The sequence below is a fragment of the Fontibacillus panacisegetis genome (genome assembly GCF_900102215.1).
In the GTDB taxonomy this organism is placed as follows: Bacteria; Bacillota; Bacilli; order Paenibacillales; family Paenibacillaceae; genus Fontibacillus; species Fontibacillus panacisegetis.
Genome location: NZ_FNBG01000007.1, coordinates 119,035 through 133,537, shown reverse-complemented (window position 1 = coordinate 133,537; position 14,503 = coordinate 119,035). Strand labels below are relative to the sequence as shown.

General features: G+C 41.7%; 9 protein-coding genes. 7 read left to right on the top strand and 2 right to left on the bottom strand.

Annotation, left to right across the window (positions count from 1 at the left end; all coding sequences use genetic code 11):
* Positions 1-59 precede the first annotated feature (59 nt).
* From BLS49_RS08540 to BLS49_RS08530, 3 genes are all read left to right on the top strand, one after another.
* Positions 60-1,196: a 5-methyltetrahydropteroyltriglutamate--homocysteine S-methyltransferase gene (locus BLS49_RS08540; RefSeq protein WP_091228404.1), complete on the top strand. Its 1,137-nt coding sequence runs from the start codon at positions 60-62 to the stop codon at positions 1,194-1,196.
* A gap of 187 nt (positions 1,197-1,383) precedes the next feature.
* On the top strand, positions 1,384-2,667 hold the full coding sequence (locus tag BLS49_RS08535) for an alpha-amylase family glycosyl hydrolase (protein WP_091228401.1): 1,284 nt from the start codon (positions 1,384-1,386) through the stop codon (positions 2,665-2,667).
* Positions 2,668-2,832: 165 nt separating this feature from the next.
* Complete coding sequence (locus BLS49_RS08530; RefSeq protein ID WP_091228397.1) at positions 2,833-4,656, top strand: glycoside hydrolase family 2 protein; 1,824 nt, start codon at positions 2,833-2,835, stop codon at positions 4,654-4,656.
* 132 nt (positions 4,657-4,788) lie between these two features.
* On the opposite strand, the gene BLS49_RS08525 is transcribed toward BLS49_RS08530, so the two are convergent.
* Positions 4,789-6,468: a histidine kinase N-terminal 7TM domain-containing diguanylate cyclase gene (locus tag BLS49_RS08525; protein ID WP_245742308.1), complete on the bottom strand. Its 1,680-nt coding sequence runs from the start codon at positions 6,466-6,468 to the stop codon at positions 4,789-4,791.
* Between the two features lie 165 nt (positions 6,469-6,633).
* On the opposite strand from BLS49_RS08525, the gene BLS49_RS08520 reads away from it, so the two are divergent.
* Together BLS49_RS08520 and BLS49_RS08515 are read left to right on the top strand one after the other, a co-directional pair.
* Entirely contained in the window at positions 6,634-7,785 is a 1,152-nt protein-coding gene (locus BLS49_RS08520; protein ID WP_175471351.1) for a DUF116 domain-containing protein, read from the top strand.
* 168 nt (positions 7,786-7,953) lie between these two features.
* Positions 7,954-9,276, top strand: coding sequence for an MATE family efflux transporter (locus tag BLS49_RS08515; RefSeq protein WP_091228487.1), 1,323 nt, complete (start codon positions 7,954-7,956; stop codon positions 9,274-9,276).
* A 73-nt stretch (positions 9,277-9,349) separates the two neighbouring features.
* On the opposite strand, the gene BLS49_RS08510 is transcribed toward BLS49_RS08515, so the two are convergent.
* Positions 9,350-9,793, bottom strand: a complete 444-nt coding sequence (locus BLS49_RS08510) for a universal stress protein (RefSeq protein ID WP_091228390.1) — start codon at positions 9,791-9,793, stop codon at positions 9,350-9,352.
* A 191-nt stretch (positions 9,794-9,984) separates the two neighbouring features.
* Between BLS49_RS08510 and BLS49_RS08505 the strand changes: the two genes are divergently transcribed.
* Together BLS49_RS08505 and BLS49_RS08495 are read left to right on the top strand one after the other, a co-directional pair.
* Complete coding sequence (locus BLS49_RS08505) at positions 9,985-11,028, top strand: LacI family DNA-binding transcriptional regulator (RefSeq protein WP_091228387.1); 1,044 nt, start codon at positions 9,985-9,987, stop codon at positions 11,026-11,028.
* A 335-nt stretch (positions 11,029-11,363) separates the two neighbouring features.
* Positions 11,364-14,180 carry an alpha-amylase family glycosyl hydrolase gene (locus BLS49_RS08495; RefSeq protein ID WP_091228381.1) on the top strand — a complete coding sequence of 939 codons (2,817 nt, stop codon included), beginning with the start codon at positions 11,364-11,366 and terminating at the stop codon, positions 14,178-14,180.
* The last annotated feature ends 323 nt before the right edge of the window (positions 14,181-14,503 follow it).

The window sequence follows — 14,503 nt, the reverse complement described above, 5'->3', positions numbered from 1 at the left end:
TTATCGAATTTGAATTGAAGCTTGAGTTCACTAATTGAAAATAGAGGAGAATATCTACCATGTGTAATGTGACGGTTCAGGGAAAAGCAAGAAAGGCAGCACCATACAGATTTGATGTAGTTGGCAGCTATTTGCGTCCGGTAAGGATCAAAGTCGCGAGAGCGCAATATAGCAATGGAGAAATTACTGCGGATGAGCTGGCACGGATCGAAGATGCTGAAATTATCAAGCTGGTAGAGAAGCAAAAAGAGGTCGGTCTTCAGGCGGTCACGGACGGGGAATTCAGACGCTCCTGGTGGCATCTTGATTTTATGTGGGGACTTGATGGTGTGGAAAAAGCCGATGTGGATCAAGGGTATCTGTTTCAGGGAATCGAGACGAGAGCAGAAACTGCGCGTTTGAACGGGAAAATAGGATTTTCCTCTCATCCTTTTGTGGATCATTTCCGTTTCTTGAAGCAAGTGGCAGGTGATGAGGTTGTTGCTCGTCAGACAATTCCGGCGCCAGCTCAATTTTTGGCGGAGCTGTTGCGCCCTGAAAATAAAGCGTCCACGGATACGTATTATAACAGTTTGGATGAGATGGTAAAGGATATAGCAAAGGCATATCATGATGCAATACTTGCCTTCTATGATGCGGGCTGCCGTAATTTGCAATTGGACGATTGCACATGGGGAATGCTCTGTGATAGCGATTTTTGCAAGATTTTGGAGCAAGGCGGTCTTAGTGTAGAGGACATTTCGAAGCTATATGCCCGCGTGAACCAAGAAGCGATCAATGACCTGCCTTCTGATCTTATAGTTACAACTCACGTATGTCGGGGCAACTATCACTCCACTTGGGCATCGTCAGGCGGTTATGAGCCTGTTGCAAAAACGTTGTTCGAAATCCAAAATATCGATGGATACTATCTGGAATTTGATACGGAACGCTCGGGAGATTTTACACCGCTCAAAGAACTGAAGGATCAGCAGGTTGTGTTAGGGTTGTTCTCTTCTAAAATTGGTGAACTAGAGGATAAAGCAGAGATTGTGGCACGTATTAAGGAAGCAACGGAAATCGTTGATCTTGACCAAATTTGTCTCAGTCCTCAGTGCGGATTTGCTTCTACAGAGGAAGGCAATATTTTGACTGAAGAGCAGCAATGGCAAAAGCTGGCGTTTATTAAAGAAATTGCGGATGAAATTTGGAAGTAATAAAAATAGAGTAAAGGTATGATTAATATTAGATTTGAGTCAAGCTGAGTTCAGTAATTTTCTCCTGATCTTACTTGGCTTTTTTTGCTTGAAATAGAGAGTAAGTTGATATACTTCATGTAATATAAGAGTCATGTAGTGTTATTATCAGTATTGAGTAAACGTTTAAGAACAAGGAGTGAGCCTGGTGGCAAAAAAAACACAAAAAGTGTTGCGCAACAAGGTAATGTATTCGATTTACGTTCGTAATCATAGTGAGGAAGGAACCTTCAAGGCGGTCGAAAAAGACCTGGATCGCATCAAACAGCTGGGTGTGGACATCATCTGGTTTATGCCTATCCATCCTATCGGTGTGAAGGCACGAAAGGGCAAGCTTGGCAGTCCGTATGCCAACGAGGACTTTCGCAAGATAAACCCGGAATATGGAACAATGGAGGATTTTAAAGATCTGGTCAACGCCATTCACGATAAAGGGATGCAGTGTATTATCGATGTTGTCTATAACCATACTTCTCCTGACTCCTGGCTAGTGGACAATCATCCCGAGTATTTCTTCAAAAAAACGGATGGCAGCATGGGCAATCGTGTTGGTGATTGGAGCGATATTGTTGATCTGGATTATAATCAGCCTGGACTTTGGGATTATCAAATTGAATCGCTAAAAATGTGGGCAGAAATCGTGGATGGCTTCCGTTGTGATGTAGCGCCTCTGGTTCCGCTGGATTTTTGGCTTCGTGCCCGTGAAGAGGTGGATAAGGTCAGACCTGACTGCTTATGGCTTAGCGAGTCCGTTGAACCGGAATTTATTTTATTTCTTCGATCACAAGGTATGATTAGCCTGTCTGACTCCGAAATTTTTCAGGCCTTTGACGTGAGCTACGATTACGACATTCATAATTATTTCAAGGGTTATTTAACCGGGGACAACAAGCTTAGCTATTATGCCGACAAGGTTAATATGCAGGAGTACATATACCCTGAAAACTATGTCAAACTGCGTTATTTGGAAAACCATGATCAGCCTCGCGCCAAGGAATTGATTCCAAATGATAACGATTTATTGAATTGGACCGCATTCCTCTATTTCCAAAAGGGGATGACCTTGATCTATGCTGGTCAAGAAACAGAAAACGATGTTCGCCCGGATTTATTCAATAAGGATACCGTGAACTGGAATACGGGCAAAGACATCTCTTCATTTCTAAGCGCGCTTTATCCTATTAAGAAAAAAGAAATCGTAGCTAATGGCAGTTATTTATTGAGGGCCATTGATGAGGAAGATATTCTTGTCGGAGAATATACATGGGGAGGTCACAAACTGGTCGGTGTGTTCAACATGAAGGGGAAATCAGTTGAGATCGAGGTAAACCTGCCTGACAACGCTTATACGAACCTGATTGACGGGAGCAAGGTTATCGTTAAGGATGGGAAATTGCTCTCCGTCTCCAAACCAATCATTATTGAAGTGTAATCTAGGCCGCTCGATGGCTACAAAAAGGTTGCGGGATGTTTTATAACGCAATCTTTTTTTGTGTGAATTATATGGATAAAATATCCACTTTTATTAAAAATTTACCTATACGATCAAACTCAAACCTACTAAGATGAGGAAAAAAATAATTAAAGGAGCTAAGCCATGGAGCATGAACTAAATAGTCATTGGAAGATCGCCGGACAAGGGCTAAGGACGAGATGGGCCAAAGAGGTTCATCCGCAAAATGTGCTTCAGGAGTATCCGCGGCCCCAAATGATTCGTGATGAATGGATGAATTTGAACGGCTTGTGGGAATATGCGATTACACCAAAAGAGACGCAGCTAGATGAGATCAAAGAGTACGACGGCTGTATTCTGGTGCCTTTTCCCGTTGAATCTGCGCTGTCCGGCGTACAAAAACCACTAAAGCCTGATGAGCATCTGTGGTATCGCAGAACTTTTTCTGTCCCGAAGAATTGGGAAGGGTACAAGCTTTTACTGCATTTTGGTGCGGTGGATTGGAAAACGGAAGTATGGGTCAACGGCGATAAAGCAGGTGAGCATAGCGGCGGATATACCCCATTTTCCTTTGACATTACCTCATGTTTAACAGAAGGAGAGAATGAGCTTGTCGTTCAGGTGTGGGACCCCACGGAAACCTTTCTTCAAGAACGCGGCAAACAAACTTTACATCCTAAGGGATTGTTCTATACAGCGGTTTCGGGCATATGGCAGACCGTATGGCTTGAGCCTGCTCCTAATCAGCACATCTCCTCTTTTAGAATGGTGCCTAACATCGTTAGCAAAGAACTAACTATACATATTGATTTGGCGAGCATTCGTAAAGACATCCATTATGAAGTCGAAGCAGAGGCGTACGAGAATGGCAAATTAATAAGTTCTGCAAGAGGCGCGGTTGGTGAGGGTTTAAAGCTGCATTTTTCCGAGATCAGCCTGTGGAGTACAGAAACGCCCTTTCTTTATGATCTTAACCTTCGGTTAATTGAGGACGGTCATCCTATTGATACTATTCGGAGCTATTTTGCCATGAGGTCATTTACTGTAGAGCAGGACAAGCAGGGTGTCAAAAGATTGTTCCTAAACGGAGAGCCGTTATTTCAGCATGGTATTCTTGATCAAGGATATTGGCCTGACGGTTTGTACACCGCACCTACTGATGAGGCTCTCGCCCACGATATCGAAATCGCCAAGCAGCTTGGCTTCAACATGATAAGGAAGCATATCAAGATTGAACCGGCAAGATGGTATTATCATTGCGATCGGCTCGGCATGATTGTCTGGCAGGATATGATCAATGGCGGAGGTGGCTGGAACAATCTTTACCACTTAATTATCCCTAATTTTGCAAGCTCGCTCAAAGTGAAGGATAACAAGTACAAAGCCCTGGGACGGCAGGATAAACAAAATCGCGACAACTATCGTAAGGAACTCAAAGAAATGATCGACGCCTTATATAACGTGCCAAGCATCGGTATGTGGGTGCCGTTTAATGAAGCGTGGGGGCAGTTTGATGCTGCGGAGATTGCAGAATGGGTAAGAGGTTATGACCCGTCGCGTCCGGTAGTTCATGCCAGCGGATGGTATGACCAGGGAGTTGGCGATATCAAGAGTGTACATATTTATTTCCGAAAGCTTAAAATGCCTCAAAACATTGAAGGACGCGCCGTAGTTATTTCCGAGTATGGCGGCTACAGCCTGATGGAGAAGGGTCATATGTGGAAGGAAGGTAAAGGCTTCGGCTATAAAAAATGCAGGAGCCGCGAGGCGCTGAATGCGTTCTACGCTTCCCTGATTCGCCAGCAATTGAAGCCGTTAATTTCAAGCGGAGTGGCTGCGGCTGTATATACGCAACTAACGGATGTAGAGACCGAATTGAACGGTATTCTGACTTATGATCGTGAGTTCGTCAAGCTGGACATGGAGCTGTCCCAAGAGCTGTCCATGATATTAATAGAGGGGAGATGAGATCATTGCCAGGCTGCTGCCCATGATATCGTAGTGTTCAGCTATAGCAGTGAGCCATATCAGCATCAGTCTGGGTACCTTGACACGTACAAAAACGGGTCGCAACGAATCTTAAGGCTGCAAGGTCAAGGTTTATCCCTGAGCATTAACGATTCGGTTGCGGCCCTCATTTTTGGCCTGATATAATGCTTTATCTACGGCATCAAACAGTGTATTTAATACTGCCTGAGGATTTTGAGAATCTTCACTAGTGATGTGATTTATGAAAAGTAATCCCATACTTATAGTTATAGATATTGGAGACTCCACTTGTTGAACGATAATCTTATTGGATTCAACAGAGGCTTTGATTCTTTCAGCCAAGCTGTTTGCTCCATCCTGATCTGTATTTGGTAAATAAATGACAAATTCCTCTCCACCATAACGCGCTAAAATATCATTCTTCCGAAGCGTTCGCTGGATCGCCTCTACTGTACTACGTAGCACGGCATCGCCAGCTAAATGTCCATAGGTGTCATTGATTGACTTGAAGAAGTCGATGTCCAGAAGCAGGATCGTAAACGGTTCAGGAGCTCTATTGTGCTTCATCACTTTTAGCTCCAATTGATGAGTCAGGTAACTACGGTTATAGCAGCCAGTTAAGCTATCGGTAATGGTCATTCGTTGAAGTTTTTGATTCGTCTCAAAAAGCTCCTGTTGAATAGTTATTAGCGATTGATTTCTTCTCTGTAGAACTTCATTCTGGGAATGGGTCTCATCTATGAGATGGCGAATCTCTGTTATATCCTGAAATGTAATGATTCGTCCAACCATCGTATGACTAACAACAATTGGAGCAACTTGAATTTTGACATGGAATGGATCGATTGCATTATATACACGATAAGTCAGTTCAATTTCTGCAGGATTTAAAGGTGATTCTTGATAAGAATCCAGAAATGGACGGGTTTTAGAAATAGATTCGCCTTGTGGAACTACAACCTCAATGTTAAAGCGCTCGCCAATATGCAAGTTAATATAAGGAGGCAGGGATTGATTAATTTCCACTACAATTTCATTTTCGTCCAGCACCAAAATACCGAGTGTTATGGTATCAATAATATCCTGATGAGCGATAGTCACAATATCCAATACCTTATCGCGGTGAATGGCAATAACAAAGAAGATAACAGACACCAGAATACCAAGTGATGTTAATCCAGGAACAACGGGAAAAGATTTGGGTGAAGTGACATTGCAAATAATATCGGCCGCAATAAACAAAATCATTACAATCATACCCCGGAGCACTTGTCTGACCTGTCTTTTGATTCGGGGAGTTTTTATTTTGGAAGCTAGTGTCATAATCATGACAAAAAGTGAAATAACAACATAGGCGGCTAATATGCTAACAATAAGCCAAAAAAGAGGCCCGTAATCTCTCACTATGTAACCGCCATTTATTGGCTCGACAAACATGGACTTTGGATTATAAACAACAATTAGAGCTGCTATCAAAGCAGGAATAAAAAGTGCCGCATATTTGGTTGTACGCAAAAATTGCGATTGTCCTGTGAGAAATAATGTAAAGAGCAACCACCCAATCGATAACAGAGCGAGATCCACAAAGGCAAGCTTTACATAAAACAATTGATATTCAAGGTTATCCGTTGTTTTGATGGCAAATTGGCTGAAGGGCCATAACATCATAGAAAAGTGGAAGCCTAAGTAAACCTTATGCAGTTTTGTAATTGTAACAGAAGCAAATATATAAACAAAAAGTGCAAACAACAGACAGAACAATATGAGGTCTATCCACACAATAAGACCCAATATGTAACACCTCTTATGTGTATAATATTAAAAAAAAATTTTAGGCCAAAAGTCTTGCATTATATACTAATATATTAGTAGCGCGACAATAATACAACAAAATTAAGCTATAGTATCATCATATTTTACAATTTATTTACATGCAATATGAAGGAGAGGCTACTAGTGGAGGCAATTACTTATTCATTGTACGGAAATACTGCAGGAACTCAAGAGTATTATCGAGACGCATCTGCAATGGCGGATGAACTGATCAATAAAATGAATGGGGAAAGGACACTCAAGGAATTCAGTCGTTTTGCTGAAGATAATGGCTTGGAATCACTGGATGATCTGGTCTATGCTCTGGAATTTGTTATGATCGGCGTTTTATTTAATAAATATGGGAACAGGGGATCTTTATTACATAAACTTGGTGGCAAAAAACTTGCAAGAGTATATGCTCTAAAAAGTACAGGAAAAGTGGCAAGATCGGTCGTTGAGGGACTTAAAGGGATTGTGAATACAACACTGTTACCGCAAAAAGGAAGGTCAAGTTCGGTTACTTCTTTTATTGACGTTAAGCAATTTTCCAAGTTAATCGGATGGTTGCATGCTACTGGAGAATTCGAACAGGAAACCAAAAGATTGGAAGTCTGGGCATGTTTTTTTAGAGGAAATCCATCAAGGGACAGCTCCCGCATGCTTTTAAGTGCTGTTCAACTCGCTGACTGGTTTGAAAGCAGGAGTCTTGAGTTGTTAGGGGCCTACACCTGCAACGTAAACTCATACATAGATAATCATCAAACCCGTCTCAAGTGGAAGGAAAATCAAATATTTTGTGCACGGGCACGTGTGGAATATCATTTGAACATGGTAGGCGCCGAGCTGATGAATCGAGCATTTCATAACGATTTCGTGAACACAAAAGAGAAGAGGGTATTGCTCCCGATTTGTATGAGAGAAAAAGGAGAGGAGCAGTGCAGATCCGTACAAACGGAGCATGGATATGTGTGTAAAGGCTGTGCGAAGGATTGTCAGGTTAATGCTATAACGGCCTTGGGCAACAATCATAATTTCAAGGTTTATATGATCCCGCATGCTTCTACAGCATTTGGACATCAACATGAGGATAGGGGGAATATTGGTATCGTCGGGGTAGCATGCCCTTTGAACCTCATCTCTGGAGGATACAAAGCGAAGGAGCTTGGTTATGAACCACAGTGTGTACTGTTGAATTACTGTGGATGCGCCAGACACTGGCATGAGACCGGGATCGTCACAAATATTGAACTTGAGAGACTCAAAACGATGCTGCATGTTAGTGATTTGTCATAATCTCCTAGTCGCCATCACTGTAAACTATTTTCAGGAGTGGTATAATAGAAGATCGATGATGTGTCTAACATAATTCAGCTAAAGAAGTGATAAAAGGTGAATAGAATCAGGCCGAGCTTACAACAAAATTCAGCAACGCTATTGAACAAATATTTTACAGGCAATTCAATGGATTACAAGCAAATTATCTCTATTATTATCCCTATTTTAGTAGATCAGGCTTTCATTATTTTGATGAGCTTGCTGAATACTGCAATGGTTAGCTCCTCCGGTGTTGCAGCGGTGAGTGCGGTCAGCATGGTCGATTCACTAAATATTTTTCTGATTAACGTGTTTGTTGCAGTAGCAACAGGCGGAACCGTGATCGTTGCGCAATATAAAGGCAGCGGCAATCTGGAAATGGTATCCAGAGCTGCATCTCAAGCTGTTTCGGCAGTTGCTATCCTGTCTATTCTACTCAGCAGCTTTGTTATTGTTTTTCATACTCCTACCTTAAATTTACTCTTTGGTAACGCAGATGCTGATGTGCTTCAGAACGCCAAAATTTATCTCATCGGCAGCTGTATCTCTTATCCATTTATCGCTATATTTCAGGCAGTAAGCGGTGTGCTCCGCGGTGTTGCTGAAACAAGAGCATGCTTGCGGTTGTCGTTAATTATGAACTTAACATTTCTTGGTTTAAATGTATTGTTGATTACAATTTTTAATATGGGTGTCAGGGGCCTCATCATATCTATGATTCTGGCAAGAGTATTAGGTATGGTGACTTCCTTAATCTATTTGTTGAAATATAATCAGACACTACGCTTCAAAATAAAAAATGCGCTGAGCATCGATTTCTCTATGCTTAAGAAAATTATGTTTATCGGACTTCCGTTTGCTGCGGAACAGATGTTTTTTAATGGTGGCAAGCTGTTAACACAGACATTTATCGTTCAATTGGGAACCTTTGCGATTACGGCAAATGCAATTAGTGGCTCCATAGCTCTTGTATATCAAATAGGTTCATCGGCATTAAGTATCGCTGTTGTAACGGTGGTAGGACAGTGTATTGGGCGCAGAGATATTCAAGATGCCAGAAAGTTTATTAAGTCATTTCTCGGACTTTCCACAGTGTTCTTTATAATAGGAATTGTGGTGTTGTTGCCCCTATTCCCTTTATTAATGAAATTGTTCTCACCTCCTGAAGAGATCATTTCTACTATCTTTGCATTGACTCTATTAAATGCGATTGCACAGCCTTTTTTATGGTCGTGTAGCTTTATTTTGCCGTCTGCACTGCGCGCAGCTGGTGATTCAAGCTTTACGTCGATCTCTTCCTTGCTCACGATGTGGTTGTTCCGTGTAATACTGGGGTATTTTTTGGGAATCACTCTGAATTTCGGTATAATGGGCGTGTGGGTTGCTATGGTTGCCGAATGGGGCATTCGCGGAATGATCTTTGCCTGGAGATTTAGAGGGGACAAGTGGTATGCTCATAAGCTGATATAGATAAAGAGGCAATCTCAAGTAGAACCATCTACTTATGGGAAAGCCTCTTCTTGTATTATATTAAAAGAAATTGTTATTTATCTGGGGGAGGAACAACCATCACCGGACAATTTGCAATATTAAGTACACCCTGACTCACACTGCCTAGAACACTGCCTACAAAAGGGCTATACCCGCGTGAACCGATAACGATATAACGAACGCGACGGTTGTGCGCTTCCTTGCAGATTTCTTCTTTCGGAATACCGATCAGAAGCTTTGTCTCGTACTTGATTCCAGTCTCCTTAAGAATTTGAACTCCTGAAGCGATCGCTTCCTCATACAGTGATTGTTGATAGCTGCGTATATCCTCCTCACTGAAAAAAATCTTGCTATGAGGTGTTCTGAAGCTAGGCTGAACATGAATTAAAAGGACTGCTTCGTCAAACTTTACCGCTATATCGATGGCTATACGCAAGGCTGCCTGTGCACTATCGGAGCCATCAAACGGCACTAGGATGTTACTGTTAGTTGTCATAGTCGTTCCCTCCTAGTTTATTATTAAGTTTATTATACCAATATTTATCATAATAATAAAACGCTTTCATTTGGTAGGGGGGGATTACTGAGATCATTTTATCAAAATATAGTGTAATAAATAGTAATTTAATAAATTAAAATGGGTAAATATGTTACATTATAAATATTATGGCAAAAGGTGTGAGTCCTGTGAAGGTTACAATTAATGATATCGCGAAGGCTGCTAATGTGGCTAAGTCTACCGTTTCGAAAGTATTAAATAATTCACCACATATCTCGGATGCAACAAAAGATAGAATCAGAACCATTATGAAAGAGATGAACTACATTCCGAGCAGCATAGCTACAGGATTAGCCAAACGCAGATGCAACAATATTGCACTTATGATTGACCTTTCACGTAGAAACGATTTTTTGAACAATTTATTCTATAATATTATTGGTGGAGTAGAGAGCATTGTGGGGCCGCAAAATTATGATTTGACGATCTGTAACGTAACTCAAGGAGAAGGCCGCAAATTTCTGAATAGGTATGCATTAAGTCAGAAGGCGGATGCAATTATAATAGATAATTCTATTCTGGATAAGGAAACAGCAGCAGATTTGGAGAAAATGAAATTTCCGTTTGTAGCGCTCGGAGATTTGGAAACTGAACAGAGATTCCATAGTGTAGACATTGATAATCGACTTGGAGCCAAGAAAATAACAGAGCATTTATTATCTCAAGGGTATCGCAGAATCGGATTTATTGGTGGACAAAAAAATGAATCATTATTTTTGCGGAGATTTTCCGGGTATACAGATATACTGCGCAGCAAGGGATTAAACGTAAATCCGGTGTGGTGTTTTCCTGAAGGAAATAACGAAGAGAATGGATATGAAATTATAAAAAAGATGCTCACCCTTCCTATTCTTCCAGATGCAATCATATGCATGAACAATTATGTGGCATATGGTGCGCTTAGACGATTGCAGGAAAAGGGCATCTCTGTTCCGGAGGAGATCGGAATTGTTACATTTGATAACGAACCTCTGGCTCCGTATACGACACCACCTTTAACTAGTCTGCATATGGACACGTTTGAACTTGGCGTAAAATCAGCGGAGGTGCTGATGGACATCATTCACGATAACACTTTAGCTAATGATGTGACAGACATTGAGGAAACGGCTTTCCAAACCTGGATAGAACCTCAGTTGGTAGTAAGAGGATCAAGTGTAAGATATAAATGATTATTTGGATGCATAAGTCCTTTGAATGATCTGATTCGAAGGATTTATTTCTGTGACAAAAAATAATATATTCAAAAATATGGTATTGACCAATAAGATGACAAATGTTATGTTAAATTCAGGAAACCGGTTCCTTATTATGAAAATAGTGGATAGTGAAGTTCGTTCAACATCATCCAATATGATTATTATCAATCTGTTGATTTCGCTGCTTTCGAACATTTTCGAAGGAGGGGAGTTAATAAAATGTAAGCGATTACATTTGTGCAAACTTGCACCTAATGAGCATATCGTTTTAAAGATGTGATATTGATCAAATGGGAGGGCTATAGGAGATGAAGTTTAAGAGAGTAAAAAAAGGGATAAGCGTTATCGCAGCATTGGCAGTAGTAGTTTCATTGTTTACTGGTGTTTTAGGTCCTGTTAAGAAAGCGGAAGCAGCAAGTCTGGGCTTTGACGAAAATGATACAATCTATCAAATCATGGTCGATAGATTTCATGATGGTGATTCTTCAAACAATGCGACTGGATCAGCGATACGTTATGGGGAATCATCTGAAGAGGATTTCAGATATATGAAGGGCGGCGACTGGCAGGGGGTTATTGATAAGCTTCCATACATTAAAGGAATGGGATATACTGCTATTTGGATTTCACCTGTTGCAGAACCTCAGGTAACTAGCCGCGATAATAACGGTACAGGCAGAAATACAGCTTATCACGGTTTCAACGTGAAAGATCCTAATAAAGCCAATCCGTATTTTGGTACCAAAGAAAAGCTGAAGGAATTGGTTGATAGTGCTCACAATTTGGGAATAAGAGTAATCATCGACGTAGTTCCAAATCATATTGGAGACTATATGCTTGGTACGAACAATTATTATGATATTCCTAGTCTTCAGCCGGCAGCTCCATTCAATAATCCGGCGTGGTACCACCATAATGGTGATATCAACTGGTCCTTGGTAGACGGCAATTATACACAGTGGGCTCAGGATTATATTGAAAATCATGATTTGGCAGGTCTTGATGATATCGATCACGATAATGCAGCTGCCAAGAATGCGATCTTCAGCTCAATCAAAGGCTGGTTTGATTATACAGGAGCCGATGCGATGCGTGTTGATGCAGCGAAGCTCATTAAACCTTCGGTGATCCACGAGCTTGAGCAATATGTTGGAGTTAAATCCTTCGGGGAGAACTTTGACGGAAATGCCGAGTTTGTATCGCGCTGGGTAGGCAGCAATGCTGAATGGGGCATGCTCGATTTCCCACTGTTTTTCTCAATTCTGAACAGCTTCGCTTATGGACAATCCTTTGACACTAACATTAAGGCAACGTTAGCACAGGATTCACTCTATAATGGCAGCGAGAACCACATGGTTACATTCATTGATAATCATGACCGCAACCGCTTCTTGACCGAGACTGGTGGGAATGTGCAAAAGCTGCAAAATGCGTTGACCTTTATTTTTACAGTACGCGGTGTACCTGTTGTATTCCAGGGTACTGAGCAGAATAAAGGAAATGGAAATGGCTCTATTATCACTGGTGGGATTGCTGATACATGGAATCGCTGGTCCATGGTGAAGCGTGATAGCAATGGTAACGTAATTACGGATTACTTCAATACAAACACGGACACGTATCAATACGTAGCTAAGCTTAACAAGCTTCGCCAGGATTACCCTGCACTCCGTACAGGTAAGCAAAGAGAAATGTGGTCGGCTGCGAATCTGTATGCATTCTCACGGAAAATCGATGCAGGTTCGAATGCTGGCGATGAAGTGATTTCAGTGTTCAACAACTCGGGAAGCTCGATTACTCAGACAATTCCACTTCGAGCTGAAAGCTCGTTGACAGTGGGAGCTGTTCTTACCAATCTGTTAAACACTTCAGAAACAGTTACTGTACAGTCCGGCGGGGCAACAGGCAAACAAATTACGATAACGGTAGGAGAAAACTCAAATAAAGTCTTGGCGGTGAAGAAGACTGTTGCAGATACACAGGCACCAACGGTTCCTGATAATGTAACAGCAGTATTAAACGGGGATACAGCAGCTAACATTAGCTGGAGCGCATCAACAGACAATGTTGGAGTTACTGAATACGAGGTTTATCGGAATGGGGTAAAGATTGCTACGGTACCAGGAACTTCCTATAGTGACACTGGACTGCAATCGGCAACAACTTATTCTTACACGGTAAAAGCCAAGGATGCAGCAGGCAATCTCTCTGCATTCAGCAGTGCGGCAGAGGTGACGACGCCAGTTATCACTCCGGATACACAGGCTCCTACCGTACCGGATAATGTAACGGCTACGTTGGCTGGCTCTAATACAGCTCAGCTCAGTTGGAGCGCTTCAACTGACAATATCGGGGTTACCGGATATGAAGTTTATCGGGACAATGTATTGCTGACGACAGTGACCACAACCTCTTATCAGGACACTAATTTACAGGCAAATACAACATATAGTTACACAGTGCAAGCCAAGGATGCAGCGGGGAATGTATCCGGACATAGCAGTAGTGTTACTGTTACGACACCTCAAGGAAATAATGTAACGATTTATTACAAGACATCTTTCACTACTCCTTATATTCACTATAAAGTAGACGGTGAAAGCAACTGGACGACTGCACCTGGTGTGCCAATGACTGCAGCAACTCATCCGGGATACTTCACAATTACTTTGCCGGTTGGAACGGCTACGGGAATTACAGCTGCCTTCAATAATGGCGGCGGAACATGGGATAACAATAGTGGAAACAACTACCACTTCTCAACCGGAACTTCAACTTTGGTTAATGGCAGCATCAGCCAAGGTGAACCGCAACCGGACAGCTTGACCTTTACAGTCAATGTTCCAACCAATACGACGACAAGCGATGCGGTATATATTACGGGAGATTTCAATAGCTGGAATCCTGCAGACCCGGCATATCAGCTTACTCGTCAGTCTAATGGAACATACAGCATTAAGCTTGACTTAGCAGCTGGTACAACGATTTCGTACAAGTTCACTCGTGGAAGTTGGGCAGCGGTTGAGACTAACAGCAATGGCAGCGATATTAATAACCGTACCAAAACGACTGCAGGCGGCGGGGAAACATTTACGGCAACGGTTCAGCGTTGGAAGGATCGTTAAAAAGACTAGGTTTTGTCGATATTGATTACGATTGTGTAAAAGTCCTATACCGGGTTACTGGTATAGGACTTTTACTTATTTGTGGATTACGAAAAGAAATTGCTGCAAATCAAATAGAGCAAATAATGGGGACGGAAGATTACTATCGGGATGTGCACAGCATTGGCATCATAGCGATCTAGTCACAAGAATAGATCTGAATAGGCTCGAGAATGTATTGAATATATGAAAATAGTATTCTTAATTTATGGGAAATTCATGAAGGTTATAGTAAAATAGGATTAGTACAAAAGTCATGTTCTTATATGATAAGCGAATGAGGG